General features: G+C 44.3%; 28 protein-coding genes and 1 other RNA gene. 15 read left to right on the top strand and 14 right to left on the bottom strand.

From position 1 onward, the window contains the following. Window positions 1-58 precede the first annotated feature (58 nt). Window positions 59-790, top strand: a complete 732-nt coding sequence (locus tag C6H00_RS00640) for an outer membrane protein (RefSeq protein ID WP_104749131.1) — start codon at window positions 59-61, stop codon at window positions 788-790. Here the strand turns inward: C6H00_RS00640 and C6H00_RS00635 are convergent. From C6H00_RS00635 to rpmE, 9 genes are read right to left on the bottom strand one after another with little or no spacing between them, the layout of a single operon-like run. Next, window positions 780-1,148 (bottom strand): hypothetical protein, encoded by a 369-nt coding sequence (locus C6H00_RS00635; RefSeq protein ID WP_104749130.1) that lies wholly within the window; start codon window positions 1,146-1,148, stop codon window positions 780-782. The genes C6H00_RS00640 and C6H00_RS00635 overlap by 11 nt on opposite strands. Further along, complete coding sequence (locus C6H00_RS00630) at window positions 1,141-1,404, bottom strand: AtpZ/AtpI family protein (RefSeq protein WP_104749129.1); 264 nt, start codon at window positions 1,402-1,404, stop codon at window positions 1,141-1,143. Before C6H00_RS00630 ends, C6H00_RS00635 begins: the two co-directional genes overlap by 8 nt. Next, window positions 1,394-2,707, bottom strand: a complete 1,314-nt coding sequence (gene hemL / locus C6H00_RS00625) for a glutamate-1-semialdehyde 2,1-aminomutase (RefSeq protein WP_104749128.1) — start codon at window positions 2,705-2,707, stop codon at window positions 1,394-1,396. The genes C6H00_RS00630 and hemL overlap by 11 nt, the downstream gene beginning before the upstream one ends. Before the next feature lies 1 nt (window position 2,708). After that, the gene (locus C6H00_RS00620; protein ID WP_104749127.1) at window positions 2,709-3,263 is read right to left on the bottom strand and encodes a YceI family protein; all 555 of its coding nucleotides are present in this window, start codon (window positions 3,261-3,263) and stop codon (window positions 2,709-2,711) included. Window positions 3,264-3,323: 60 nt separating this feature from the next. Continuing rightward, window positions 3,324-4,154: a hypothetical protein gene (locus C6H00_RS00615; RefSeq protein WP_104749126.1), complete on the bottom strand. Its 831-nt coding sequence runs from the start codon at window positions 4,152-4,154 to the stop codon at window positions 3,324-3,326. Continuing rightward, the gene (locus tag C6H00_RS00610; protein ID WP_104749125.1) at window positions 4,154-5,107 is read right to left on the bottom strand and encodes a hypothetical protein; all 954 of its coding nucleotides are present in this window, start codon (window positions 5,105-5,107) and stop codon (window positions 4,154-4,156) included. The genes C6H00_RS00615 and C6H00_RS00610 overlap by 1 nt, the downstream gene beginning before the upstream one ends. Then, entirely contained in the window at window positions 5,107-5,790 is a 684-nt protein-coding gene (locus C6H00_RS00605) for a TrmH family RNA methyltransferase (protein WP_104749124.1), read from the bottom strand. Before C6H00_RS00605 ends, C6H00_RS00610 begins: the two co-directional genes overlap by 1 nt. Next, window positions 5,787-6,635, bottom strand: a complete 849-nt coding sequence (rsmI, locus tag C6H00_RS00600; RefSeq protein WP_104749123.1) for a 16S rRNA (cytidine(1402)-2'-O)-methyltransferase — start codon at window positions 6,633-6,635, stop codon at window positions 5,787-5,789. Before rsmI ends, C6H00_RS00605 begins: the two co-directional genes overlap by 4 nt. Before the next feature lie 4 nt (window positions 6,636-6,639). Beyond that, the gene (rpmE, locus tag C6H00_RS00595) at window positions 6,640-6,843 is read right to left on the bottom strand and encodes a 50S ribosomal protein L31 (RefSeq protein WP_013468550.1); all 204 of its coding nucleotides are present in this window, start codon (window positions 6,841-6,843) and stop codon (window positions 6,640-6,642) included. 104 nt (window positions 6,844-6,947) lie between these two features. On the opposite strand from rpmE, the gene gltX reads away from it, so the two are divergent. The 6 genes from gltX to murA are packed head-to-tail and all read left to right on the top strand — an operon-like array spanning window position 6,948 to window position 12,725. Next, entirely contained in the window at window positions 6,948-8,285 is a 1,338-nt protein-coding gene (gene gltX / locus C6H00_RS00590; protein ID WP_104749122.1) for a glutamate--tRNA ligase, read from the top strand. Beyond that, on the top strand, window positions 8,285-8,578 hold the full coding sequence (locus C6H00_RS00585; RefSeq protein WP_104749121.1) for a YggT family protein: 294 nt from the start codon (window positions 8,285-8,287) through the stop codon (window positions 8,576-8,578). Before gltX ends, C6H00_RS00585 begins: the two co-directional genes overlap by 1 nt. Next, the gene (locus tag C6H00_RS00580) at window positions 8,578-10,218 is read left to right on the top strand and encodes a lytic transglycosylase domain-containing protein (RefSeq protein ID WP_104749120.1); all 1,641 of its coding nucleotides are present in this window, start codon (window positions 8,578-8,580) and stop codon (window positions 10,216-10,218) included. The genes C6H00_RS00585 and C6H00_RS00580 overlap by 1 nt, the downstream gene beginning before the upstream one ends. A gap of 1 nt (window position 10,219) precedes the next feature. Continuing rightward, entirely contained in the window at window positions 10,220-11,041 is an 822-nt protein-coding gene (gene galU / locus C6H00_RS00575) for a UTP--glucose-1-phosphate uridylyltransferase GalU (protein ID WP_104749119.1), read from the top strand. Continuing rightward, window positions 11,041-11,439 (top strand): hypothetical protein, encoded by a 399-nt coding sequence (locus tag C6H00_RS00570; protein ID WP_104749118.1) that lies wholly within the window; start codon window positions 11,041-11,043, stop codon window positions 11,437-11,439. Before galU ends, C6H00_RS00570 begins: the two co-directional genes overlap by 1 nt. 8 nt (window positions 11,440-11,447) lie before the next feature. Further along, on the top strand, window positions 11,448-12,725 hold the full coding sequence (gene murA / locus C6H00_RS00565) for a UDP-N-acetylglucosamine 1-carboxyvinyltransferase (protein WP_104749117.1): 1,278 nt from the start codon (window positions 11,448-11,450) through the stop codon (window positions 12,723-12,725). Here the strand turns inward: murA and C6H00_RS00560 are convergent. The 3 genes from C6H00_RS00560 to C6H00_RS00550 are packed head-to-tail and all read right to left on the bottom strand — an operon-like array spanning window position 12,714 to window position 15,804. Next, window positions 12,714-13,970: an MFS transporter gene (locus C6H00_RS00560; RefSeq protein WP_104749116.1), complete on the bottom strand. Its 1,257-nt coding sequence runs from the start codon at window positions 13,968-13,970 to the stop codon at window positions 12,714-12,716. The two genes, murA and C6H00_RS00560, sit on opposite strands and share 12 nt — an antisense overlap. Beyond that, entirely contained in the window at window positions 13,958-14,977 is a 1,020-nt protein-coding gene (gene lpxD / locus C6H00_RS00555) for a UDP-3-O-(3-hydroxymyristoyl)glucosamine N-acyltransferase (protein ID WP_104749115.1), read from the bottom strand. The genes C6H00_RS00560 and lpxD overlap by 13 nt, the downstream gene beginning before the upstream one ends. Further along, on the bottom strand, window positions 14,974-15,804 hold the full coding sequence (locus C6H00_RS00550; protein WP_233704332.1) for a triose-phosphate isomerase: 831 nt from the start codon (window positions 15,802-15,804) through the stop codon (window positions 14,974-14,976). The genes lpxD and C6H00_RS00550 overlap by 4 nt, the downstream gene beginning before the upstream one ends. Between C6H00_RS00550 and C6H00_RS00545 the strand changes: the two genes are divergently transcribed. From C6H00_RS00545 to C6H00_RS00510, 8 genes are all read left to right on the top strand, one after another. Beyond that, window positions 15,803-16,579: a fumarate reductase cytochrome b subunit gene (locus C6H00_RS00545; protein ID WP_104749113.1), complete on the top strand. Its 777-nt coding sequence runs from the start codon at window positions 15,803-15,805 to the stop codon at window positions 16,577-16,579. The genes C6H00_RS00550 and C6H00_RS00545 overlap by 2 nt on opposite strands. Continuing rightward, a complete protein-coding gene (locus C6H00_RS00540) occupies window positions 16,576-18,561 on the top strand; it encodes a fumarate reductase flavoprotein subunit (RefSeq protein ID WP_104749112.1) in 1,986 nt (661 codons plus the stop codon). The genes C6H00_RS00545 and C6H00_RS00540 overlap by 4 nt, the downstream gene beginning before the upstream one ends. Beyond that, window positions 18,558-19,286 (top strand): fumarate reductase iron-sulfur subunit, encoded by a 729-nt coding sequence (locus C6H00_RS00535; RefSeq protein WP_104749111.1) that lies wholly within the window; start codon window positions 18,558-18,560, stop codon window positions 19,284-19,286. Before C6H00_RS00540 ends, C6H00_RS00535 begins: the two co-directional genes overlap by 4 nt. Window positions 19,287-19,303: 17 nt before the next feature. Next, window positions 19,304-20,860 carry a phospholipase D family protein gene (locus tag C6H00_RS00530; protein ID WP_104749110.1) on the top strand — a complete coding sequence of 519 codons (1,557 nt, stop codon included), beginning with the start codon at window positions 19,304-19,306 and terminating at the stop codon, window positions 20,858-20,860. Window positions 20,861-20,893: 33 nt separating this feature from the next. After that, window positions 20,894-21,442: a hypothetical protein gene (locus C6H00_RS00525; RefSeq protein WP_104749109.1), complete on the top strand. Its 549-nt coding sequence runs from the start codon at window positions 20,894-20,896 to the stop codon at window positions 21,440-21,442. Between the two features lie 30 nt (window positions 21,443-21,472). Then, window positions 21,473-21,792: RNase P RNA component class A (rnpB, locus tag C6H00_RS00520), an RNA gene on the top strand. Between the two features lie 10 nt (window positions 21,793-21,802). Next, window positions 21,803-22,669 carry a 16S rRNA (cytosine(1402)-N(4))-methyltransferase RsmH gene (rsmH, locus tag C6H00_RS00515; protein WP_104749108.1) on the top strand — a complete coding sequence of 289 codons (867 nt, stop codon included), beginning with the start codon at window positions 21,803-21,805 and terminating at the stop codon, window positions 22,667-22,669. 2 nt (window positions 22,670-22,671) lie between these two features. Further along, window positions 22,672-22,998, top strand: a complete 327-nt coding sequence (locus C6H00_RS00510; RefSeq protein WP_104749107.1) for a hypothetical protein — start codon at window positions 22,672-22,674, stop codon at window positions 22,996-22,998. Between the two features lie 19 nt (window positions 22,999-23,017). On the opposite strand, the gene C6H00_RS00505 is transcribed toward C6H00_RS00510, so the two are convergent. After that, window positions 23,018-23,491: a lecithin retinol acyltransferase family protein gene (locus C6H00_RS00505; protein ID WP_104749106.1), complete on the bottom strand. Its 474-nt coding sequence runs from the start codon at window positions 23,489-23,491 to the stop codon at window positions 23,018-23,020. A 301-nt stretch (window positions 23,492-23,792) separates the two neighbouring features. Beyond that, on the bottom strand, window positions 23,793-24,302 hold the full coding sequence (locus tag C6H00_RS00500) for a hypothetical protein (RefSeq protein WP_104749105.1): 510 nt from the start codon (window positions 24,300-24,302) through the stop codon (window positions 23,793-23,795). Window positions 24,303-24,585 lie beyond the last annotated feature (283 nt).

The raw sequence follows: 24,585 nt of genomic DNA, 5'->3' as shown, positions 1-24,585 counted from the left end.
ATCTTAGAATCCCCGCTTAAGAGATTCATCTCCATTTTCACTGAATAAAGGTTTGTCGATGGCTATTTTACCTAAGAGCTTGGCTTCTGTAGCTACCCTGAGCTTCTTGAGCACGCTTGCCCTATCCCCTCTATTGGCTGAACGCAACGCCGCCTATCTTGCGGGGGGGTTTCAATGGTCGCGTATGGAAACTAAGGAATATCTCAAAGTTGATTCTGAAGTTCTTCATAACGAGCACTATTCTGGCGACATGTGGGGCTTTAATCTTAGAGCGGGCTATAAGCAGTTTTTTGGTCAGTCAAAGCGCGTTGGTTTGCGCTATTATGTTACCTTTGACTATAACGCTGTGGGGCGCGTGTCTGGCACGGGCGATCTTGCAGACATTAACTACGGGGCTGGCATGGATTTTCTTTGGGATTTCTTTGTTCCCAAAGATAATAGTTATGCAGTAGGGTTTTTCGTGGGCTTCCAACTCCTTGGCAGTAGCTGGATAGGTTCTTATATGGCAGGTGGGGATGGAATGAATGGTCCAATCGATGGGGTGATTGAGAAAGTGGCGCATGGCTTTGGTTCACCCAACCTTAAAGGTCAGCCCAATATTGCTTATTTCCAGCTTCCCATTAGCTTTGGTCTTAGAGCAAATTTTTCTGACAAACAAGGCATCGAGCTAGGCGCGCTTGTCCCCGTTGTCCCGTATTCTTTCTACAAAAAGGCTTCTAAAGGCGATGATGTTTCTCTCTCCTACCATCGTAACGCTTCCCTTTATATCAACTATATTTTTAATTTCTAAGAGTATAGCTTCCTAAGACGCTTCCCAAGCACGCACCCAACCCCACTAAGTAGGGGATGGGCTCAAAGACCCTAAAGTGGGTCAAACTTAGCAGGCCCGCCAAAAAGAGAGCATAAGCCCCTATCTTGTTCCAACTAAAGTTAGTTCCTAGTCCTAACATAAATTTAGAGGTTGCTTTTTCTTTGGCTTGCCCCAAAGTGTTTTTGAGTTTTTGATAACCCGCTAAGAGAATCAAGAAAAAACCCACAAAACTGGTTTCAAAATTGAGTGCACCTAACAATCCCCAAAAATAGCCTACTATCCCTACACCGATTGCATTGCACAGCACCACAAAGAGGGCGCACTTAAAGCTACACATCGTGTTGACGATACTTGGGGTCTTGAGCTAGAGCGTCTAAATCTTTTTTAGCCTTTTTGTAGGCTTTGTACACATTTAAAATAGCCCCCCCCACTCCCCAAAACACGCCCAACCAAAACAACCATGCGACTCCGGTGAGTTTTTTGAGCCCATAGCCGATCCCAATTCCAATTAAAACGGCCACTACAATAGAAATCCCTAAGCTTAAAACGCTCGCTCCCTCCACAATGCGCTTAAAACTGGGTTCAGATTCCATGCGCGATTTCAGAAAAACTCTCTTGGGCTTTCTGCAAACAGGCATCGATAATATCCATATGCATGGGCGCGCATATAAAACCGGTCTCAAAGGCTGAGGGAGCTAAATACACACCTCTTTGGAGCATTTTTTGGTGCAGGCGCGCATAAAGATCTGTTTTGGAATTTTTAGCCCCTTGAAAGTCTTGCACTTCTTGTTCGCTAAAAAAGAAGCCAAACATGCTCCCTCTCACACAGCCCTGCAGAGCAATTCCATGAGAAGTTGCAATTTTTACAAGCCCCCTGACAAAGTGTTGGGCTAACTCTTCAAGGCGAGAGAAAAGCTTGGGTTCTTGAGCGATCTTTTCAAGCGCAACAATGCCTGCAGCCACTGCTACAGGGTTGCCACTCAAAGTCCCGGCCTGATACACCCCCCCCACAGGGGCGAGCATTTCCATAATTTCCGCCCGACCTCCAAAACACGCTAGGGGCAATCCGCCCCCAATAACTTTACCAAAGGTAACTAGATCGGGCACTAAGCGGTGGTAAGTTTGTGAGCCATTAACACCAGCTCTAAACCCGCTCATCACTTCATCAAAGATGAGCACAGCTTCATATTTGCTACAAAGATGGCGAAGTTCTTGCAAAAACTCAAGTTTTGCAGGCACTAAGCCCATGTTTCCGGCGATGGGTTCGATGATAACACAACCCACACCCCCTGCTTCAAAACAAGCTTTTACAGAGTCAATGTCATTATATTGAGCAATAAGAGTTTGATCACTGATAGCTTTTGGCACGCCTAAAGAACTAGGCGCGCCAAAGGTAGCACACCCACTCCCTGCTCCCACAAGCAGGCTATCGCTATGCCCATGGTAGCACCCCTCAAACTTGATAATTCTATCCTTGCCACTGAAAGCGCGCGCAAGACGGATCGCGCTCATGGTCGCTTCTGTCCCGCTACTCACTAAACGCACCTTTTCTACACCCTCATAACTCAAAACAAGCTTTTTAGCTAAAGTGGTTTCTAGCTCTGTAGGTGCACCAAAGCTCATGCCTCTTTTTAGAACTTCGATCACTCTTTCTTGAATCTGCACATCGGCATGGCCAAAGAGCAAGGGCCCCCAACTCTGCACAAAATCTATATAGGAATTCCCATCTACATCATAAAGAGAGTACCCATCGCCCTTAAAAATAAAAGGTGGTGTACCTCCAACACTTCCAAAGGCGCGTACAGGGGAGTTAACCCCCCCTACAATCACCTGTTTAGCTTCGTTAAAATCATTGATACTATGTAATAGAGCGTGGCCAAGTTGCTTTTTAGTCATATTAGTCTTTAAGACCTGCTTTAAAAGTGATGCGCACTTGAGACCAAGTGAGTTTTTCATGCTGGGCTTGACAAGCCTGAGCCAGTTTAGCAAATGCGTCTTTAAGACCAAATTCTAGCACATCTAAAAGTCCTGTTGCTGTAAGCTCGTTATTTTCAATAGTATAAGTCATGGGCACTTTGATACTCTTACCATTCATGCGCACGGTGGCTAAGATACTCCCTTGATTTTCGCCTGCAACCACATTTCTAAAGATCACCTTGAGATTCTTCTCTTTAAAGAGATCAAAGAAAGCCTCCTTAACATTTTTGCTTTTAAGCTCGTTATGCAGATTGACATGTGTTACATCGATACTAGCAGTAGCCTTATCTAACATGTGTGCTACACTTGAAGTATCTTTATTAAAGTGGTATTGCACACCATCAAAAGTACCCTCTACACCCACTTTTTTAGGAGTTTTAAAGGCAGTAAAACTCATGCTAACTTTGCTGGTATCAATGGAGGTCGCATAAACCAAACCCGTAGCTAGCAAAGCACCCAAAACAACTTTTTTCATTCAGAACTCCTTGTAGATTGTGATGTACTATGATACTACAAAAAACCTCAATACGGGGCATTAATGTTGCAATGGTTCTAGAAGAACTCTGATGCCTCCTTTAAGCACAAGGGGATTTTCTACATCGCTCACTTTGATAAAACGCACATTATCGGGAACATCAACACTGATTTTGGAGGTTGGGTTTGCGCTATGCGTAAAATCAATCATATGTAGAGATGCGTCAAAAAAACTAATTTGAGGATGCCAAACAGAGGTATTAGCCACAATTTTAAGTCGTCCACCATAAGTCATGTCTAACCAATATTCTCCGCTAATTTCCTTGAGATTGAGATAGCTCCCTGAAGGGATAATTGTGGTTGTATTGGCAAGTTTTGGAATGCGTACCCCAAAATAATAGCTCCAATCTTGAAGGCTATCTCGCTTGAGATCGGCAAAAACAAAACCCTTTTTGTGAAAAAGGGTAGCAATAAGGCTTGGATCAAGAGCGTATTCTGTTTTGAGGGCAAAAACTGCCTTGCTCCAAGAATCTTTGTAGTCCACTTCTAAAACCATGAAATACGCATAACCCATAGAAGCGAGCACACTCTGGGTGGTTTTAAGCAACAGCAAAGGCGAAGTTTTAGCCTGAAAACTCACATGAAGCATACCCGGTTTTCCAAATTTTAGAGGCAATAGCCCGTTATCTTTAAGAGTATCTACGACCTTTTTAACCTGTAATGTGTCTTGGATATAAAAAGAACGCCGGTTTTGAAACACTCTAGCGATAAAATTCTTATTAGTTTGATAAAAACGATTGCCTACAAGATTTTTGATTTTCTCATCTAACAAATCTCCGCTTAAAAACGCGATAAAGCTCCCAAGCAAGAGATAAAATCTGAGCAAAGGCATTAGCGACTCCACTCTTGATAATGTGTATAACTCACACGCCTTAGGCCATTTTTAGGCGTGTATAAAAAACGCAAGGGGCGTTTTTGATCAAAATCAAGAGTTTGACCATTAGCCTCCAAAGACAAACTTCCATGCCCAAAAGCCAAAAGCCAACGATGTTCTTTAGTCTCTAGACTGAAGGGCTCTTTGAGAGTCATTTGAGTTTTGCGTTTGGTGGTTAAATCTATACTCTCCATCCACATTTCCTCTTTAGGAATAATAAGAATGGTATTAGGTTTTGCGCTGAGAGTTTGTGGAACAGAATCCTCTTGCTCTTGTGTTGAGAGTTGTTGTGTGTCAGGTGCCTCCTGGGCAGATGGTGCAGGAGCTTGTAAGGGTGTATCTACAGAACTAGGAGGAGATGGGGGAGTGATAGCAGGTTGAGGCGCGGGCACAGCTTGTGAAGTAGGAGGCTGGGGCTGGCTTGGAGGTGGGGGAGTCTTTGAAATTTGAAGGGGTTGTTGATCGGTGTCGGAGGTCATAAAGGAAATCTTGGTGCGGTAAACATAAACTCCTGCACCTACAAGCAAAATTGCAAGCGCAATCCAAGCCCACTTGGAGCTTTTTTTAGGTTGGAAAGTCTTGAGAATTTCAGGATCGGAACGCTTGGTATCCACGAAAGGGAGCTCTTCTGAGGGAGTGGCAACATCGCTTTCTAAAGAGGAAGGAGGTTTAACAAAGAGAATCTTGTCATACTCGACAAGCCACTGACTTAAATCCAATCCATATTCTTTCTCTAAAATTTGTAAAAAACCCACTGCATGTACGCGCTGCAAGTCTTCAAAACGCTTTTCTAAAATTGCCTCAAGTTTAGGGTTAGCAATTTTAGTTGCTTTATTGATTTCTTTGAGACCTTTCTCTCTTAAGAAGGCCAAATTCTTATCCAACTCACTGAGTTTATCTTGTGTGTCCATTATCTTGCCCTATCCATTAAAATTGCTCCTGCTACACTCACATTGAGCGAGTCAATCTTGCCTTTCATGCCAATATGCACCAAGGTATCCATGCGCCGTACCAACTTAGAAGCTAGACCTGCTCCCTCACTCCCTAAAAAAATTGCTAAAGGAATTTTAAAGTTCACCTCTTTTACATCTTGTCCTTCTGTATGCGCTCCATAGCAATGCACACGAACATCTTTAAATGTCTGCAAAATGTCCGCGGGATTAGAGCAAATACAAAAAGGCACTTCATAGAGCGCGCCCATACTGGTACGCGCCAGTCCCTCAAAGGGTAGGGACTTATCCATGACAATCCCATCAAAGCCCAAACAAGCCACGCTTCTAAAAAGTGCGCCCACATTCCCTACATCGCTCAAGCCACAGAGTACAAGGAGCTTATCCAAACTTTTAAGTACGCTTAGGGTGCTAGGCTTGGGTGGGAGAACCTTAGCAAGCCAGCCTTGATGATTGCCTCCCCTAGCCATTGCTTGAGCTTTTTTAAAGTCCACGCGCAAAAGTGCGCTATGATACTCTTGCTGGTGTGCTTGTAGCAAACTAAAAGTTTTTTTATCAATTTCTTTAACCAAATAAAACTCTAAAATATAGCTAGGATAGTGTTTTAGTAAGTGCAGAACCACCTGCTTACCAAAAATAATCATGTAAAATCCTGAGCGTAGAGAGTTTTGGGAGAGATTCCCTTAATTTTGCTCAGTAACTTCGCTTTAATTTTGGGGGGTAAATCCATGTCTTCAATTTCTCTAAGAGAGAGGCTAGGTATTTCCTGCTGTGGCAAGAGACAAACTAACACCCACTCCCCCTGCAAAGTTTTAGAGGGGACACTTTGGAGTTGTGTAGACACCTCCAAAATCGTGCCTTTAAAATGGCAGGCATGGAGCTTGCTCATCTCCTTAATCGCAAAGAGAGCCCCCTCAGGACACATTGAAGCCAAATCGCCAAGAGTTTCTAAAAGCCGTCTAGGGCTTTCATAAATTACCAACGCCCTCTGAGAGCCCATTAAACTAGCGATTTTAGCGCGCCTAGCTACACTCTTTGGAGGCAAAAACCCCACAAAATGAAACTCTGCAACCTCAAACCCACTTGCACAATAAGCACTCACACAAGCACTAGGTCCGGGCAAAACCTCATAAGAAACTCCATGTTCTTGAGCAAAGCGCACCAGTCTAGCTCCCGGGTCGCTCACACAGGGCATCCCCGCGTCGCTCACAAAACCCACATGTTGGTTAGTAAAAAAACAAGATTCCACGCTTTTCAAAAACTCTTCTTGATTGTGAGAGTGAAAAGATAAAAAGCGTTTTTGACGCAAAGACTTTCGTTTTTCCCTCAACACCGACTCGACCCAGTCCTCTTTTTCAAGTAGAAAAAGCAACCTCTTAGTTACACGCACATCTTCGCATAAAAGTACAGCGCAACCAGCCAAAACCTCTAGGCTACGCAGAGTAATATCTTTTAAATTCCCGATGGGGGTGGGTATTAAACTGAGCAATGACTTATTGCATTTTATATTTTTGGCGGAATCTCTCTACGCGTCCGGTAGTGTCAGCAATCTTATCGCTACCAGTATAAAAAGGATGACAAAAGCTAGAAATATCAATGCGTAGCTCACTTTTGGTGCTAAGAACCTCAATCTCCTTACCACTTGTAACGCAAGTAACCTTGCAGGGCACATATTCAGGATGAATACCTTTTTTCATTCATTTTCTCCAGAAATTTTTCCCTATTCTAGCTAAATTTTGCTTAGTAATGGTCAGGCTTAAAGTGTTTGAGCTATAATAGCGCATAAAAAGGCTTTTTTAAGATGCTTCGTTTTGCGCCTTCGCCCACTGGGGATATGCATATCGGGAATTTGCGTGTGGCGTTGCTCAATGCGCTTGTAGCCAAACAGCTAGGTGAGTCCCTCATGTTGCGCATTGAAGATACAGATACCGAGCGCAATATTCCCAATAAAGATCGCGAAATTTTAGATCTTTTGCGCAAGGTGGGGATTTCTTGGGATCAGTTGGTTTACCAAAGCGCAAACCTACCCACACATCAAGAATATGCACAAAAACTCTTGGATCAAGGATTCGCCTTTTATTGCCATTGCACCCCTGAGTTTTTAGAGGAACAAAAACAACAAGCCCTGCGTGAAAAACGCCCTTTTCGCTACCACGATGCTTGGGCGCGTCTGCAAGAAAAGAGTAACCCTAATCCGGTAGTGCGCTTGAGGGGAAGCTCTGTAGGTCTTTGCTTTGAAGACACCATTAAGGGTAAAATTCATTTTGAACCCCATGAACTTGATAGTTTTGTGATTTTGCGATCTAATAAAACCCCTACCTATAACTTTGCTTGTGCTTGTGATGACTTCACTTACAAGATCAGCTACATTATTCGTGGCGAAGATCATGTAAGCAACACTCCTAAACAAATTCTTATCCAACAAGCCCTAGCCAAGGTGCTTGATCAGCCATTTAAGCCCATAGCTTACGCCCATTTGCCTATTATTCTTGATCAAGAAAGCGGAAAAAAGATGAGCAAACGAGACGCAGCTTCTAGTGTGGTATGGCTTTTAAAAGAGGGGTTTTTAGCCAAGAGCATTGCCAATTATCTTATTTCTTTAGGATACGCACCTCCTAGCGAGGTGTTTAGCTTGGAGGAGAGTTGCGCATGGTTTGATTTGCACAAACTCAGTGCTGCGCCCGCACGCTTTAACCTCTCTTATTTGCGCCACCTCAACCATGCACACCTCCAAGCTTTGGAAACACACCAGCTCCAAGAAATTTTAGGCTTAGACTCGCTACAAAAAGCCCAGCTTGCTCAAATTTTCTTAGAGGAATCTAGTACCTTAAACGAATTGCACACTAAATTAGAAGCCATGCTCGCCCCTAAAGATATCCATAAAGACTACGAAAATGAAAATTTCTACGATCGCTGTTTGCGCTTGCATGCCACACTTCAAAGTCTCCCCCTAGAAACCCTAGAGGATTTTACAGAGTTTAAAAAATTAGCCATGCAAAAAAGCCAACTCAAGGGTAAGGATTTTTTTAAACCCTTACGAATTTTATTTACAGGCACAACACATGGGGTTGAGCTCAACCGCCTCTATCCTTTCGTGCGCTATTTTTCTCAAGATATTCTCACTCTGAAAGGCATTTAATGGTTATGAGCGCGATTCTTGTAGCTATTGGAACTATTTTGCGTGGTCTCATCACCACTTATATGTGGGTTATTATCATCGCCTCTGTATTAAGCTTCTTGCGCCCCGATCCTAGTAATGTTATTGTCCAAATGCTCTATCGTCTCACAGAGCCCCTCTTTGCCAAAGTGCGTGCTTGGTTGCCCTTTTTAGTCTTTAATGGCATCGATCTCTCGCCTTTAGCGATTATTATTGCTTTGCAATTTATAGATATGACTTTGGTCAAACTTCTCCTTGACTACGCGCGGGGTTAATGGTGCGCATTTTATGCTTATTGGGGCTGGTATGTGTGCTAGGCGCACAAGAGATCAGCCTTGCTTTTCTTAAGAGTAAGCCCCCGGGCATCGCACGAGATTTTTATATTTGGCTTTTTCTTAAAAATCCTAACACCACTACACAAGATGCCAAAGCTGTTTATCCACTCGTGCAACGCAATAGTGTGGCGATCCAAGAGGCCATGCGCGCTAAAAAAGCACTCACTCTAGGCCCAACTAACCTCTGCGTACATCTTCCTTTAAAAGAGCTCGCCCTCAAAGATGCTTCCTGCATTGCACTGGGTCTTAAAATAACTAGAGTTTTTGAGGCGGTTAAAAATCATTCTCAACGAACCCTTTTAGAAACTATGCGCACCAAACTTACCAAAGAGCACGTTAAGCTCAGCACTTCTATAGGGATTTTACTCAGCCACGATCTTCTCAAAGAACTCTTTAGCACGACAGCTTCAACCCTAGCCTTTATCTATAATGCTCTTCCCTATGAGCAACGCCTCCAGCTTCTCGATCACCACATTAGCGCAAAACTCTTAGAAAAATCTCTCAATCAAAATAATTTTTCTCTCAATCAAATCATCCAACGCATTATTTTTGATAGCCGTTTTTTACACTTTAAAAAGTCTTTGGCACAGGCTAATATTGTCAATAGTGATGATAAGACTTTTTTTGCTTTGGGCTTGAATGCTGTGATGCATGGAAAATATGAAAAAGCTCTTGATTATTTCAAACGCACTGCCTATCAAGCTTCTAGCGCATTTCTCAAAGATAAGGCTCTCTTTTGGCAATATTTGGTTAGTCAAGACAAGGCCACTCTTGAAACTCTAAGTCAGAGCCCTAATCCCAATCTCTTTAGTCTGTACGCACGGCTTAATCTTAAGAAAAAACTAGATTATAAATTAGTTACCTCCTTACCTATCTCGCACAAAAAACCCCCTTTTGATATTACAGACCCCTTTGCTTGGCAGATTTTTAGGGATAAAACCCTCGCGCTCAAGAACAAAAACCAACTGCACCAGAGACTAGAAAGTCTTAAAACCCCTACTACTCTCCCACATTTAGCCTATTTTCTAAGCCTTTACAATAGCGATCAGCATTACTTCTTAACCCCCTATGAAAACATCATTGCGTGGAGCTCTTTGCAAGAAAAATCTCTTGCCTATGCTATCGCCCGTCAAGAAAGCTTATTATTGCCCGCGCTCATTTCGCGTTCTTACGCTTTAGGACTGATGCAAATTATGCCCTTCAATGTGGATCATTTTGCCAAACAAATGGGGGTAGGTGCTACTAAGCTGACAGATATGTTTAATCCCACCATTGCTCTTCCTTTTGGCAATCACTACCTTAACTTTCTCAAACAGGAATTTAAACATCCTCTTTTTGTTGCCTACTGCTACAACGCTGGTCCCGGATTTTTTAGGCGTCTTTTGCAAGAGAGGCATTTTTTCAGGCGTGGGCACTTTGAACCATGGCTGAGTATGGAACTTATTCCTTACGAGGAAACCCGTCTTTATGGGCAAAAGGTAATGGCAAACTATATTCTCTACCAATGGGTTTTAAACCCTAAAGCTAAACCCTTTGATATTGATAACTTTTTCAGCACTACATTGCAAACAAGGAGATAGAATGATCAGAAAATGCCTTTTCCCTGCAGCAGGTTATGGAACACGCTTCCTGCCAGCTACAAAAGCGATGCCAAAAGAAATGTTGCCTATTGTCAACAAACCTCTAATTCAATATGGCGTTGAAGAAGCAATAGAAGCAGGGTGTCAGGCTATGGCCATTGTTACTGGGAGGGGTAAGCGCGCTATTGAGGATCATTTTGATATTAGCTATGAGTTAGAGCACCAAATTAGTGGCACTAATAAAGAGCAATATCTTGAAAGCATCCGCGCCATTATGCAGACTTGCAGTTTTTCTTATACCCGTCAAAATGAAATGAAGGGTTTGGGGCATGCTATCTATACCGCTCAAACCCTCATTGGCAATGAACCTTTCTGTGTAGTTTTAGCTGACGATCTTTGTCTTAATCAAGGCCCTGGCGTGCTTAAACAGATGGTAGAACTTTATGCTAAATACCAATGTTGCATTGTGGCCATTGAGGAAGTGCCTATGGAGGAGGTGCACAAATACGGCGTGATCAAAGGACAAGAAATTGCCAATGGTGTTTATCAGGTAATAGATATGGTGGAAAAACCTAAGCCCGAGCAAGCCCCCAGTAATCTAGCCATCATTGGGCGTTACATCCTCACACCGGATATTTTTAGCGTACTCAAACACACCAAACCGGGAAAAAATCAAGAGATACAGATCACAGACGCTCTGCTAGAGCAGGCACAAAACAAACTGGTGCTCGCCTACAAATTTCAAGGAAAACGCTATGATTGTGGCAGCATGGATGGTTTTATACAGGCTACAAATGAATTTTATCAGCTCATGAGGGATTGATGGGCGACATTTGGTTTTATGCAATCTACTGGAGTGCGGGGTTTTTCTTAGCTTTTCCTATTTTTATCATCGGACTCATCTACACCTATTTCCAACCACCCACACCTCGTGTCAAAGTACCCTCCATCAGGGAGCTTAGTAGCAATGTCAAGAAATTACAGACACAAGAAGATTTTGACATTCTGTTTCAGAATTTCACCAAATACTATTTCATTTTGCCCAAAAATGTCAAAGAGGGGGAATGGCTAAGTCTTATAGAAGAGATCGCTGAAAATGAGTATATCGACATCGACTCGACAATCAAGTTTGGACACGAATTAGAGGATGCAAATCCAAAGTTACAAAAAAATATCGCCAATACGGTGGGTCTAGCTCTCAAACACAAGAAAAAAGATTAAGGGTTATCATGGATTATTTAGAGATTAAGGGTCAGCAGAGTTTGGAGGGACAAATCCCCATCTCTGGGGCTAAGAATGCCGCTTTGCCCATTTTGGCCTGCACGCTTTTAGGCCATATGGCACACATCTCTAATTTGCCCGCTGTCGCTGATGTGCAGGCTATGGCTACTCTCTTAACGCATTTGGGCGTGCAACTTGGGTGGCAAAACCCCCATGAAATTCATTTAGACGCGAGCCAAATCACTCACATGGACGCGCCCTATGAGATTGTGCGCAAGATGCGCGCTTCCATTCTAGTACTCGGCCCTCTTTTGGCGCGCTTGGGGCGTTGCAAAGTGAGTTTGCCCGGAGGTTGTGCCATTGGCGCGCGCCCAGTAGATTTACATCTCAAAGCCCTAGAAAAGATGGGAGCGCAAATACACATCGATCAAGGCTACATCGTAGCAAAAGCTAAGAAAAGGCTTAAGGGTTGCGATCTTGTTTTTGACAAGATCAGCGTTACGGGCACGGAAAATATCATAATGGCAGCGAGCTTGGCTAGTGGTGAGAGCAGGATCATCAATGCGGCCAGAGAACCCGAAGTGGTGCAACTTTGCGAGTTTTTGCAAGCAGCAGGGGTAGAGATAGACGGAGTAGGAAGTGCCGAACTCAATATCAGGGGAACGGGTGGAGAAACCCTAAATTTCAAACCTCTTAACATCATTCCCGATCGCATTGAATGTGGCACTTATCTATGTGCAGCTGCAATCACAAATTCCCCTCTAACTTGTATTCATGCCAATGCCCATCACTTAGAGATGGTGTTAGCTAAGTTAAGCGAAATTGGTTTTCATTTAACTTTTGACGAGATGGATTCCTTAGGGCATGCGATCTCTTTAAAACCCGCCTCTAAACGGATTTCTTTTGAGATTAATACAGCGGAATACCCGGGATTTCCTACAGATTTGCAAGCCCAATTTATGGCTTTGGCCACACAATGTGAGGGGGAAAGTTTAATTGAAGAACGCCTTTTTGAAAACCGCTTTATGCATGTCTGTGAATTACAACGCATGGGAGCACATATTGCGCTCAAAGGTGCGCTAGCGCGCATTAAAGGAGAGAGCGCGCTCGTGGGGGCAGATGTGATGGCTACTGATCTAAGAGCTTCTTCAGCCTTAGTCTTAGCAGCCTTAGTGGCTAAGGGTAAAACCCGCATCCATCGCATTTACCACCTAGATCGTGGCTATGAAAACTTAGAAGGTAAAATGCATGCCCTAGGGGCTAAAATCAAGCGATTAAAGTCTTAATTCATTGGCTTTTGGTAAATAGAGGGCGCAAATGAAGGCAACACCTATCACCACCGCCACATAGACAAAAAAGCCATTTTCTAAGTGGGTGTTTTTGAATTTTAGGGCGATATAGGGGGCCGTACCTCCAAAAATGGCGTTAGCGATTGCAAAGCTAAAGCCCGTGCCCAACGCGCGCACATGTTGGGGGAAGAGCTGGGCCTTGACAATTCCTGAGACAGAAGTATAAAAGCTTAAAATGCCAAATAAGCACAGCACCAAGCTAAAGGCGATAGGCGGGTGGTGGGCATAGTGCGCTAAACCTACAAAGAGGGGGTAAATGCCTATGAGGGCTAAAAAAGTGTAGATCACAATGGAGCGTTTAAAGCTAATCTTATCCCCGATATAACCAAAGAGGGGCTGAAGACACATCAAGATCGCCAGCGCGATCAAAAACAGATTATTCACCCCCGCTTTAGGCATGCCCGAATTTTCTAAAAAAGTTTTAGCGTAAGTGGTGATGGTGTAAAAGCCTAGCGAGCCTCCGGCCGTGATACCGGCTACCAGCACGCAGGCGTGCCAATGAGGTCGTAACGCCTTGAGTGTACCCCGCTGCTCATGCGCTTCTAAATTGCTAGAACTCTCCTCCATGAATTTACGCGCCACAAGCGATCCTAGAGCCAACACCCCGCCCAAGACAAAGAGAAAACGCCACGCAAAAGCACTCATTTGGTCCACTCCAAAAATGGCAAGCAAGACGCTAATGCTAGCTATGGCTAAAAACTGCCCGCCAATGAGAGTTACATACTGGAAAGAGCCATAGAATCCACGCCGATTCTTACCTGCCAATTCGGCTAAATAGGTCGCCACAATGCCATATTCTCCCCCCACGCTCAAGCCCTGAATTAACCTAGCTATTAAAAGAAAAAAGATCGCATAATCTCCTACCAACTCTTTGCTAGGCAGTGCAGCAATCATAAAAGAGCCCAAAGCCATCGTGATCACAGAGATCACCATAGACTTTTTGCGCCCAATTTTGTCGGCTAACGCGCCAAAAAACCATGATCCCAGCGGGCGCATAAAAAAGCCCGCCGCAAAAATCCCAAAAGCTTGAATTTGTTGGATAATGGGGTTAGAAGACTCGCTAAAGGCATGGGCAAAATAAGTGGCACTGAAGGCATAGATATAAAAATCAAACCATTCGACCAAGTTCCCGCTAGTTGCTGCAATGATGGAGCGTTTGCGTGTATCCTTTAGCGTTTCCATACTTTAGATAAGCCCTTGGCAATCAAACTGGGTTTTTGCTTTTTAGCAAAACGGCGCAGGGTGGCTAGGAAATGATGCCATTCGTGGATTTCCATCGCTGGGATCGCCCCGGCATAATTGGTATGAGGAGGCAAGTCCTTGCCCACCGCGCCCTTGCCCCCAATTTGGGTAAACTCTCCGATGTGCATATGTCCCCCCGTGCCCACCTGCCCGCCTAAAACCACATTGCGCCCCATCGTTGTAGAGCCAGAAAGCCCCACTTGCGCGACAATGATGGAATGCGCGCCCAATACGCAATTATGTCCCACTTGCACCAAATTATCTACCTTAACCCCCTCTTGGATATGGGTAACCCCAAAAACTGCGCGATCAATGGTCGTGTTTGCGCCAATCTCCACATGATCGTCAATACGCACAATGCCCGTATGTTCGATCTTGACATGCGTGCCCTCTGGCGTGTGGGCATAACCAAAGCCATCGCTTCCGATGACACTATTGGCGTGGATGTAGACATGGTTGCCAATTTGGGTGTTTTGATAAATGGTAACATTGGGATAAATCTTACAATGCGCCCCAATTTTTACCCCATCACCTACCACCACATTGGCCATAAGAACGCTCCCTTCACCCACTTCTACCCCCTCGCCCAAAACCACTCCGGGCATGAGCACTACGCCTGCGCCCAACTTGGGGGGGCTGGGCTCAATGGGGCGGGTGAACATTTCGGTTTTAAACGCCTCTGAAATACGCGCAAAAGCCAAATGAGGGTTGGGCGTGATGAGGGCTAGAGAGCTAGAGGGGATTTTGCTAGCATGTTCAGCGCGAATAAAAATCGCGCCCGCCTTCGTGTCTTTGAGCTTTTTCAAATAAGACTTTTGATCGACATAACTTAGGTGCTGAGGGGTCGCCTCCTCTAGGGGGGCAACTCCTGCCACTTCAAAATCTTTAGAACCAACGGGGAGACTGATCTCTGGCTGGTATTGTTGTAATAGCGCGCTTAAAGTCATGCAAACTCCTTTGTAGCAGAAATTTCTACCATTCTAGCTAAATTGTGTGCCTCTAGGCTGGCTTTGCCCACCAAAACCCCATCGACCGCGTCTAAATCTAAAATTTCTGCCACATTTCCACACTGCACACTGCCCCCATAGACGATTAGAGGGTTAGGTTTGAGTTTGGCGCGCAAGCACTCTAGGGTCTGAGCGATGTCTGCAGAGCTAGCACTCACACCTGTACCAATCGCCCAAATGGGTTCATAGGCGATCAAGAGTTTGGGATATTCCAAATCCACACCTTGAAGCTGACTTAAGAGATGTTTTAAAAGTGCCTCCTCACCCTGCTGGCGTAATTCCAGGCTCTCTCCAATGCAAAAGACGACTTGAAACCCATGTTGGGCAAAAAACTCAAACTTTTGTTGGCAGAGTACAGGGCTTTCATTCAAGAGCAAACGCCTTTCACTATGCCCAATCAACACGCTCTTAATCTGCCTTTTTTGTAAAGCTTGTAGGGTAACCTCCCCAGTGAACGCGCCCTCTAGGGCAGGGTAAGCGTTTTGTGTGCCCAAGTGGAAATGTTTATAAGGGGTGTTGATTGCGCCTAATTCCAAGAGGGGGGGGAAAACACTCACATAGGGAGCACTATCAGGGGTAAGCAGATTTTCTAAAGTATCTAAATAGGCTTTGAGGTCTAAATTGTAAGACTTGAGATTGGCTAAAATATATTTCATAGCAGACTCCACATGGATAAACTCCAAGAATCTTAGCAAAAGATGGCAAAGATAACCCAAAAAGTATAAGAATTTTGCTATCATTTTAAGAAAATAAGAAGGGAGTGGCATGCAACAAGAGGAAATTATAGAGGGCTACTATGGGCTTACTACCGAGCGTAAAAAGAGTGGGGCTTACGCTAAATTAGACTTTCTGCAGAGTGCGACTGGTCTTGTTTTAGCGTTGTTCATGATTGCCCACATGTTTTTTGTGAGCAGTATTTTAATTAGCGATCGCGCTATGTATGCAGTTACAAAGTTCTTTGAGGGCAGTTTATTTATCAAGGCAGGTGAGCCAGCCATAGTAAGCGCGGTAGCTGCAGTGGTGATCGCTATTTTAGTCATCCATGCTTTCTTGGCACTTAGGAAGTTTCCTATCAACTACCGCCAATATAAAATTTTTACAACTCACAAATACCTGATGAAGCACGGAGACACCTCTTTATGGTTTGTGCAAGTAGGTACAGGCTTTGCCATGTTTTTTTTAGCGAGCGTGCATCTCTTTGTGATGCTTACTGCACCTCATAGCATCGGACCGCACGCTTCCTCCTATCGCTTTGTGAGCCAACATTTTTGGTTACTCTATATTTTTCTTCTCTTTGCGGTGGAATTGCATGGCTCTATTGGGCTGTATCGTTTGGCGATCAAATGGGGTTGGTTTAAAAACTTGGGTGTTGAGGGTTTACGCAAAGCCAAATGGAGTATGAGCGTGTTTTTCATTGTGTTAGGCTTGCTCACCTATGGCGCGTATGTCAAAAAAGGGATCGCTCAAAAAAGTCAGGGCATTATGAGCATACAACAGGCAGTTCAGTTAGATGAACAATTGCACAAGGAAGGAAAAGAATGAAGATTATCTATTGTGATGCGTTGGTAGTGGGTGGCGGATTGGCGGGCTTGCGCGCAAGCATTGCGTGCAAACAGCGCGGGTTACATACTATTGTACTTTCTCTAGTGCCTGTCAGGCGTTCCCACTCAGCAGCTGCGCAAGGAGGCATGCAGGCGAGTTTAGGGAATGCCAAAATGAGCGAGGGGGATAATGAAGATCTGCACTTCCTAGACACCGTCAAAGGGAGCGATTGGGGTTGTGATCAACAAGTGGCGCGCATGTTTGTAACCACCGCTCCTAAAGCTATCCGCGAACTGGCTAGCTGGGGCGTGCCTTGGACACGCATTAAAAAGGGCGATCGTCCTGCTGTGATTAATGGCGAACATGTAACCATTACCGAAAGAGAAGATCGTCATGGTTATATTCAAAGCCGCGACTTTGGGGGCACGAAAAAATGGCGCACTTGTTTTACTGCGGATGCGACCGGGCATACCATGCTTTATGCGGTGGCCAACGAAGCTCTACGCTACAATGTAGATATCCAGGATCGCAAGGAAATTTTAACCCTTATCCATCATGAGGGTGTGTGCTATGGTGCCGTGGTGCGCGATCTTATCACCGGAGAGTTAAGTGCCTATGTATCTAAAGGCACGCTTTTAGCTACCGGGGGATATGGACGGGTCTATAAGCACACCACTAACGCGGTGATTTGTGATGGTGTGGGGATTGCTTGCGCTTTAGAAACTGGAGTGGCCAAGCTGGGCAATATGGAAGCGGTACAATTCCACCCCACTGCGCTTGTGCCTAGCGGGATTTTGATGACAGAGGGTTGTCGAGGTGATGGAGGCGTGTTGCGCGATAAAGATGGTTATCGCTTCATGCCTGATTATGAGCCTGAGAAAAAAGAGTTGGCCAGTCGGGATGTGGTGAGTCGGCGCATTTTGGAGCATATTAAAAGCGGTAAGGGCGTGCCCTCCCCTTATGGTGAGCATGTGTGGCTGGACATTTCCATCTTAGGGCGCGCGCATGTAGAAAAAAACCTGCGCGATGTGCAAGACATCGCTAAAACCTTTGCAGGCATCGATCCAGCCGATGAAGGCTCTAAAGGTTGGGTGCCCATTAAGCCCATGCAACACTATTCTATGGGTGGTTTACGCACCAATTACAAGGGTGAGAGCTATTTAAAAGGGCTCTTTTGCGCGGGCGAGGCAGCTTGTTGGGACTTGCACGGCTTTAACCGCTTGGGAGGTAATTCTGTGAGTGAAGCAGTGGTTGCTGGGATGATCATTGGAGATTACTTCGCCCAACACTGCGCACAAGCTAGCATTGAAATTAGCACCCAAATCGCGCAAAACTTCATCAAAAAGACAGAGGATCATTTGCAAGGTCTCTTACACAATGAGGGCAAAGAGGATGTCTATATGATTCGAGAGCGCATGCGTGAGATCATGGATGAAAAAGTTGGAGTCTTTAGAGAGGGTGCGGGGCTTGAGGAAGCCGTGCATGAACTAGAGGAACTCTACAAACGCTCTTTGCACATCCATGTCAAGAACAAAAAAACCCACAATAATCCCGAGCTTGAAGATGCCTACCGCACGCAAAAAATGCTTAAACTTGCCCTTTGTATTTCTAAGGGCGCGTTAGATCGCACAGAGAGTCGCGGGGCGCATACGCGCATGGACTTCCCTAAACGCGATGACGCTAAGTGGTTAAAACGCACACTCGCCTCTTGGAGCGACCCAGAGCAAACTTTGCCCACTTTAGAATATGAGGATTTGGACATCATGGCGATGGAAATTAGCCCCGACTTTAGGGGCTATGGGGCTAAGGGCAACTTCATCCCCCATCCCCTTAAAGAAGAGAGAGATGCCCAAATTGCTAAAATCACAGAGGAAATTAAGGCGCGCGGAGGAGATCGTTACGCTTTGCAAGAAGCCCTCATGCCCTTTGATCTACAGCCCCAGTATAAAGCCCGCAACATTCGACTAGGAGACGCGCAATGAGTCGCACGATCACCATTAAAGCCCTAAAGTTTGACCCCCAAAGCGCGGTGTCTAAACCCCATTTTAAAGAGTACCAACTCCAAGAAACCCCTTCGATGACCCTTTTTATTGCGCTGGGGATTATCCGCGAAACTTTGGATCCGGATTTGAGTTTTGATTTTGTTTGCCGTGCGGGGATTTGTGGGAGCTGTGCGATGATGGTCAATGGCCGCCCGCGCTTGGCGTGTAAAACCCTCACTTCTAGCTTTAGTGAGGGCGTGATTACGCTTATGCCCATGCCTTCTTTCCCCCTCATTAAAGATTTGAGCGTAAATACGGGTGAGTGGTTCTTTAGCATGACTAAGCGCGTGGAGAGTTGGGCACATCACCGCAAAGAAGTGGACATCACTAAGCCTGAAGAGCGCATCGATCCAGATGAGGCTCAAGAGGTGTTCGAGCTGGATCGCTGTATTGAATGCGGGTGCTGTATTGCTGCCTGTGGGACTAAATTAATGCGTGAAAACTTCTTAGGTGCTGCTGGACTCAATCGTGCCATGCGCTTTTTGATTGACTCTCATGATGAACGCACTGATGAGGATTTTTACGAATTAGTGGGCGATGATGATGGGATTTTTGGGTGCATGAGTTTGATTGGTTGCCATGACACTTGCCCTAAGGAAATCCCTCTTAAGGATAGCCTAGCGGAACTGCGTAATCGTATGGTGAAGGTTGGTAAGAGTCGTTAAAGGATTAAGCTCCTCTCTTGCGTTTTTCCCGTCTTTTTGCTTTTCTATGGGTGTTTTTGCTGGTCGGGTGCACTATCATCCGTCAGCAAGCCCCTTATTCACACTCTAAACTAGAAGCTTATAACCCTCTACAAACTCCCATAGCTCAAATTTATTCCACACAATTAGCACAACACCCCAATCAAAGTCTAGGTTTTCTTTTACAAGAGGGAGATGAAGCTCTTTTACAACGCATTGTGTTGATCCGCATGGCGGTGCACAATATTGATATTCAAACCTATATTTACAAAAACGACATCGCTTCGCGTGCCATGATGTTTGAGCTCTATCGCGCTGCCCAAAGGGGTGTGCATGTACGACTCTTGATTGATGATAATGGCTTGGATTCTGATATGTCTGATATTATCATGCTTTCCACCCATCCTAATATTGAAGTGAAAATTTTTAATCCCTACCGCGTGCGCAACAAGGGTTTGCGTATTTTTGAGATGTTAGCCGATTACGATCGCATTAAAAAACGCATGCATAATAAGCTTTTTATTGTGGATAATATCGCTCTAGTGATTGGGGGGCGCAATATCGCTGATGTGTATTTTGATAATGATTTAGAGGAAAACTTTTTAGACATTGACGCGCTTTTTTTAGGTCCAGTAAGCCTGCAGGCCAAGCAGAGCTTTTTACAATATTGGAATTTTCCCAACTCCATTCCCGTCCACCTGCTTCCCAGCCATTCTAAACTTAAAAAATACGCCAAAACTTACCAAAATCGCCTTTCAAAGATTCTCTACCCTCCAAATCGCCACACACATTACGAGGCTCATATCAAAGAATTTATGCAAGATTTTGTGCATCAAAAACAGATTGTTTATCAAGGCAAGGCAACTTTTATTGCCGATAGCCCCTATAAAATCCACGCCCATCACCCCACATCACCCATTAAACAAGCCTTAAAAGAGATTTTAAATCATACGACTAACACTCTTTATATCGCCTCCTCTTATCTAGTTCCCGGACAAACACTTTTAAAGATTTTTAAAGAGAAACTTCAAAGAGGTTTGGAGATCAATATCCTCACCAACTCGCTCGCCTCTACCGATGCGATTGTTGTCTATGGAGCTTGGGAGCGGTATGCTAAAAAACTTGTTAAGGCAGGGGCGAATGTCTATGAGACTAAAAGCGATCTCTCAAAATACGCTTTTTACACCACACGAGGACTCAAATTCAAAATACGCGGGAGACTTAAAAACTCACTCCATAGCAAAACTTTGATTTTTGATGGGAGTAAGGTTTGGATTGGAAGTTTCAATTTAGACGCACGCTCTGCAAATATTAATACTGAATCGGTGGTGGTGTTTGAAAATGAGCGCTTTGCGGGTTATCTGCAGAATTTGATGCAAGAGCAGATGCAAGAGAGCTGGCACTTGGTGTTGGAAAAACATCACCTGCATCAAAAACTTTTATGGGAGGGCGTGGAAAATGGGCATGTGATCGTCCATGATAAACCTCCTAACACCTCTGCCTTCCTGCGCTTCATTAAAAACTGGTCCAAGATTTTGCCAGAGAGCGAGTTATAATTAATATTGACTTCGCCACATAAGGAAATACCTATGAATGAGCAAGAGAAGATGCAGATAGAAATTAAAAGGCTTAAATGTGAAATAGAAGAGGCAAATCAAGAACGGGAGGCATTTCAACACGCGTTGACAAAATATCAAGAACATTTAGATGCATTACAAAATGAACGGGATCGGTTGACACACGAATTAAAAGATCGCGCAATGTGTTTAGATAAAATACGCCGTGAGCAACAAGTCTTAGAAGCTGAACTTTCTACACTAAAAACGCAAAACGCACAACTTCAAGAAGAAAATGAAGCTCTCTTGAGTGAAAATATCCAAGAAATCCAGCACAAAAATATGAAATTAACAAGCAAATACGAAACTTTGACCAAAGAGAATACAGAGCTTAGGCAAGAAAACGCCCAGCTTGAAAAACAGGTTGTAGAGCTTCAAGGAGAAGTTTCTAGGCTCAAAGAGAGCACTACAGGATTTGCCAAAGAAATATTGGCCGTTTTGCAAAAGAGAATGGCAGAGCAAACCCTAAAATCCTTGTTGACTAGAGAAAGTGGAAAAATCGGTCGCGATGAGAACTGCTAAGGAATTAAGCTAATTTTGGTTAGAATGCCCTCGCATGGGCGGTGGTTGCTTTGGGAATCACCCAAAGAGGAAAGTCCGAGCTACCTAAGACAGGATTCCATTTAACGGATGGCTAGCGTAAGCTAAGGGAAAGTGCCACAGAAACAAACCGCTCTTAAAGAGTAAGGGTGAAAAGGCGGGGTAAGAGCCCACCGCACCCCAAGCAATTGGGCGTGGCTAGGTAAACCCAATCCGTAGCAAGAAGCGCATGGTGAGTCTTAGATGTAGCGCTTCGCAAGAGGTGGGTTGTAAAACCCATCCTAGATAAATAACCACCCGCGACAGAACTCGGCTTATGCCCATGCACTATTAAAGGACAACATGCACCAAAGTGTTTTATTGCAGGAAGTGATTCAAGCGTTTGCACCACTTGCACATGCGCGCGATCCTCTGTTGATCGACTGCACCCTAGGTTTGGGCGGGCACAGCCTAGCCTTATTGCAAGCTTATTCACATTTGCGCGTTATTGGGATTGATCGTGACTTAGAGGCAGGGTCTTTGGCTAAACAACGCCTTACCCCCTATGCCTCCCGTTTTACTTACCGCTATGGGACTTATGCGGAAGTGATCGCCCAACTCATTGATGAGGGCATTTGGCAAAATTGCCATGGCGTGTTAGCTGATTTGGGCGTAAGCTCGTTGCAACTAGATAACCCTTCTCGAGGCTTTGGGTTTGCCTCCCATACCCTAGACATGCGCATGGACGCGCAAGCTAGCCTAGATGCCTTTAAAGTGATCAACCACTATAGCCTTTATGATTTAGAACAGGTTTTAGAAAAGGGAGAGGTAAGAGGGGCTAAGAAGATCGCCCATCTCATTGTAAATAGGCGGCATAAATCCTTATTTCAAAGTGGGATGGAGCTTGCGGAGTTTTTAAGCCAACATCTGCGCCGCACCCATCACCACCCTGCTACTTTAGTTTTTCAAGCTGTCCGTATGGAGGTCAATGCAGAAATACAGAATTTGCGCACACTTTTAGAATATGCTAGACAGCTTCAAGACGCACGCTTGGCAATTATCTCTTTTCACTCTCTTGAAGATAGAGAAGTTAAACGCGCTTTTAAAGAATATGCAAAATCCTGTGGAGTTTGTTTGAATAAAAAACCTATCACGCCTTGCAAGCAAGAAATACAAAAAAATCCCCGATCCAGAAGTGCTAAAATGCGTATCTTTCATTTTCAAGGTTAAGTATGCCACACCAATCTACCTTAGAAGGCGAGCAAGTTGAAGAACGCCGTTTACGCACTAGCGAGCATGAACGCTATGCGCTTTTTGGGCAAACCACAGAGAACGCTCAAGGAATTCCTTTATCTTGGTTGCTTTTAGCCATCATAGGTCTTGTACTTGCCATTGTGCTTTTTGCCCCCAAAATTTACTTAGCAAATAACATTTATTACACTAGTCGTACTATTCAAAAGCTCAAAGGACAAGAAGACTTATTAAAGGAAGAGAAACGACAACTCCAGTTGCAACTAGAGAAACAACGCTACAAATATAGCGTAGAGAATATGCCATAAGCCCCTCCGCTCAATCAATTCAAGCCTCTACATCCACGCTAGCCCAATCGCTTGACTCTTTATCCAAGCCCAAATGTTTTTGAAGGGCTTTTTTGATGCCATCTGTTGTGTTGGCTGTATTAGCAAAATTTCCCGTAACACACCCTGTAGTGAACATATGGCAGTTATCCATAATAGCCCCGTATTTTTTAGTGATTCCTACCTGACTTCGCGCGCGATCGTAGGCTTGTGGAAACTCTATAGAAGACCATTTGCCATCACTAGTGTGTTGGCAAAAAACATAAATTTTCCCCTTAAGTTTAAATTTACCCTTTTCTTGATCGCTTAGGGATGTCATAAATTCCTTAACTCCAACCTTTCTAACAACCCCATCAGAGCCCAGTTCGACAAATTCATTATTACCTACATAAATCCCCGAGTGATCTACAAAAGTGCTCAGATCACAATAAACCACTGAACCTTTTTTAAAAAAGCGATCTAAATCCGTTGCCACCATAACTCCTTAACTGAAATTTCCCCTCGCCAACACCCCCAGCCCTCTATATTGTCAGTTGCCCAATGAGGGTATGAGGGTATGAGGGTATGAGGGTATGAGGGTATGAGGGTATGAGGGTATGAGGGTATGAGGGTATGAGGGTATGAGGGTATGAGGGTATGAGGGTATGAGGGTATGAGGGTATGAGGGTATGAGGGTATGAGGGTATGAGGGTATGAGGGTATGAGGGTATGATTACATATAAAAGCTTAAAAACTTTTTAAACTATTAGCATATGTTCTGTGCTGGATTCACCTCATTAAAACAAATCTTCGCTCTGTAAATTCCATACCCGCCAGTTGTCAAAAAACTCCCCTCGAAATTTATTTTCAATGTCTAGCAAGGTCCATTTACTGCTGTCATGTTCACCCGTGAGACACTCATAAACAAAGCAATGACAATTGCGCTCATGCTTTTCTGTAGGCACACCTGCCAAAGGATAATCTAAAGTTTTACCCACTAAGGCGCGCGCACGCGTGGCCGCTTGGGGGAAACCTACCGCCTGTGTCCCCTTGCAAGCTACATAAATACTCATCGCTTGCGTCCCACTAATAAACTGCTTGGGCGAGGAAAGGCGCACTTCCCCAGAGCCTAGCAACTCTACAATCTGCTTATCACCTACATAAATTCCAGTGTGAGTTGTAGGACCATACAAACGACAATACAGAATACTCCCTAGTTTGGGCACAACCTTATCTCTAAACACATTATCAATAAAAGACTCTGCAAAGTTGAGTGCAGCAGGGACACCTAAAATTAATGGCAACATATTTTTCCTTTTCTAAATAAGTTTCTACTTTTGTCCGCGCCAATTCTATCACAAGTAAAGCTCTAAGAAATGGGAGTTACAAGGTTAAAGCTGTATGTTTGTCATTGTAAGAGAGTTATACAGCAAAGTGTAACCCCCTCTAAAGACAATACTTCTTAGGGCTAAAATTGAGCAAAAGTAAGTGGATGCATTTGGTTTGTTTGGGCGTGTTGTGTAAAATCATTTCCAAAAACAGGACTTTTGGTTTGCGCGTGCTTTATAGAAACTTGGGCATCTTACAAGA

It is taken from the genome of Helicobacter cynogastricus (assembly GCF_900197855.1).
Taxonomy (GTDB): domain Bacteria; phylum Campylobacterota; class Campylobacteria; order Campylobacterales; family Helicobacteraceae; genus Helicobacter; species Helicobacter cynogastricus.
This window is presented reverse-complemented; position numbering and strand designations above follow the sequence as displayed.

Excerpts from the sequence above, each read along its gene's own strand:
- C6H00_RS00640 (WP_104749131.1), top strand. The coding sequence starts at position 59 with ATGGCTATTTTACCTAAGAGCTTGGCTTCTGTAGCTACCCTGAGCTTC.
- C6H00_RS00635 (WP_104749130.1), bottom strand. The coding sequence starts at position 1,148 with ATGTGTAGCTTTAAGTGCGCCCTCTTTGTGGTGCTGTGCAATGCAATC.
- C6H00_RS00630 (WP_104749129.1), bottom strand. The coding sequence starts at position 1,404 with ATGGAATCTGAACCCAGTTTTAAGCGCATTGTGGAGGGAGCGAGCGTT.
- hemL (WP_104749128.1), bottom strand. The coding sequence starts at position 2,707 with ATGACTAAAAAGCAACTTGGCCACGCTCTATTACATAGTATCAATGAT.
- C6H00_RS00620 (WP_104749127.1), bottom strand. The coding sequence starts at position 3,263 with ATGAAAAAAGTTGTTTTGGGTGCTTTGCTAGCTACGGGTTTGGTTTAT.
- C6H00_RS00615 (WP_104749126.1), bottom strand. The coding sequence starts at position 4,154 with ATGCCTTTGCTCAGATTTTATCTCTTGCTTGGGAGCTTTATCGCGTTT.
- C6H00_RS00610 (WP_104749125.1), bottom strand. The coding sequence starts at position 5,107 with ATGGACACACAAGATAAACTCAGTGAGTTGGATAAGAATTTGGCCTTC.
- C6H00_RS00605 (WP_104749124.1), bottom strand. The coding sequence starts at position 5,790 with ATGATTATTTTTGGTAAGCAGGTGGTTCTGCACTTACTAAAACACTAT.
- rpmE (WP_013468550.1), bottom strand. The coding sequence starts at position 6,843 with ATGAAAAAAGGTATTCATCCTGAATATGTGCCCTGCAAGGTTACTTGC.
- gltX (WP_104749122.1), top strand. The coding sequence starts at position 6,948 with ATGCTTCGTTTTGCGCCTTCGCCCACTGGGGATATGCATATCGGGAAT.
- C6H00_RS00585 (WP_104749121.1), top strand. The coding sequence starts at position 8,285 with ATGGTTATGAGCGCGATTCTTGTAGCTATTGGAACTATTTTGCGTGGT.
- C6H00_RS00580 (WP_104749120.1), top strand. The coding sequence starts at position 8,578 with ATGGTGCGCATTTTATGCTTATTGGGGCTGGTATGTGTGCTAGGCGCA.
- galU (WP_104749119.1), top strand. The coding sequence starts at position 10,220 with ATGATCAGAAAATGCCTTTTCCCTGCAGCAGGTTATGGAACACGCTTC.
- C6H00_RS00570 (WP_104749118.1), top strand. The coding sequence starts at position 11,041 with ATGGGCGACATTTGGTTTTATGCAATCTACTGGAGTGCGGGGTTTTTC.
- murA (WP_104749117.1), top strand. The coding sequence starts at position 11,448 with ATGGATTATTTAGAGATTAAGGGTCAGCAGAGTTTGGAGGGACAAATC.
- C6H00_RS00560 (WP_104749116.1), bottom strand. The coding sequence starts at position 13,970 with ATGGAAACGCTAAAGGATACACGCAAACGCTCCATCATTGCAGCAACT.
- lpxD (WP_104749115.1), bottom strand. The coding sequence starts at position 14,977 with ATGACTTTAAGCGCGCTATTACAACAATACCAGCCAGAGATCAGTCTC.
- C6H00_RS00545 (WP_104749113.1), top strand. The coding sequence starts at position 15,803 with ATGCAACAAGAGGAAATTATAGAGGGCTACTATGGGCTTACTACCGAG.
- C6H00_RS00550 (WP_233704332.1), bottom strand. The coding sequence starts at position 15,804 with ATGCCACTCCCTTCTTATTTTCTTAAAATGATAGCAAAATTCTTATAC.
- C6H00_RS00540 (WP_104749112.1), top strand. The coding sequence starts at position 16,576 with ATGAAGATTATCTATTGTGATGCGTTGGTAGTGGGTGGCGGATTGGCG.
- C6H00_RS00535 (WP_104749111.1), top strand. The coding sequence starts at position 18,558 with ATGAGTCGCACGATCACCATTAAAGCCCTAAAGTTTGACCCCCAAAGC.
- C6H00_RS00525 (WP_104749109.1), top strand. The coding sequence starts at position 20,894 with ATGAATGAGCAAGAGAAGATGCAGATAGAAATTAAAAGGCTTAAATGT.
- rsmH (WP_104749108.1), top strand. The coding sequence starts at position 21,803 with ATGCACCAAAGTGTTTTATTGCAGGAAGTGATTCAAGCGTTTGCACCA.
- C6H00_RS00510 (WP_104749107.1), top strand. The coding sequence starts at position 22,672 with ATGCCACACCAATCTACCTTAGAAGGCGAGCAAGTTGAAGAACGCCGT.
- C6H00_RS00500 (WP_104749105.1), bottom strand. The coding sequence starts at position 24,302 with ATGTTGCCATTAATTTTAGGTGTCCCTGCTGCACTCAACTTTGCAGAG.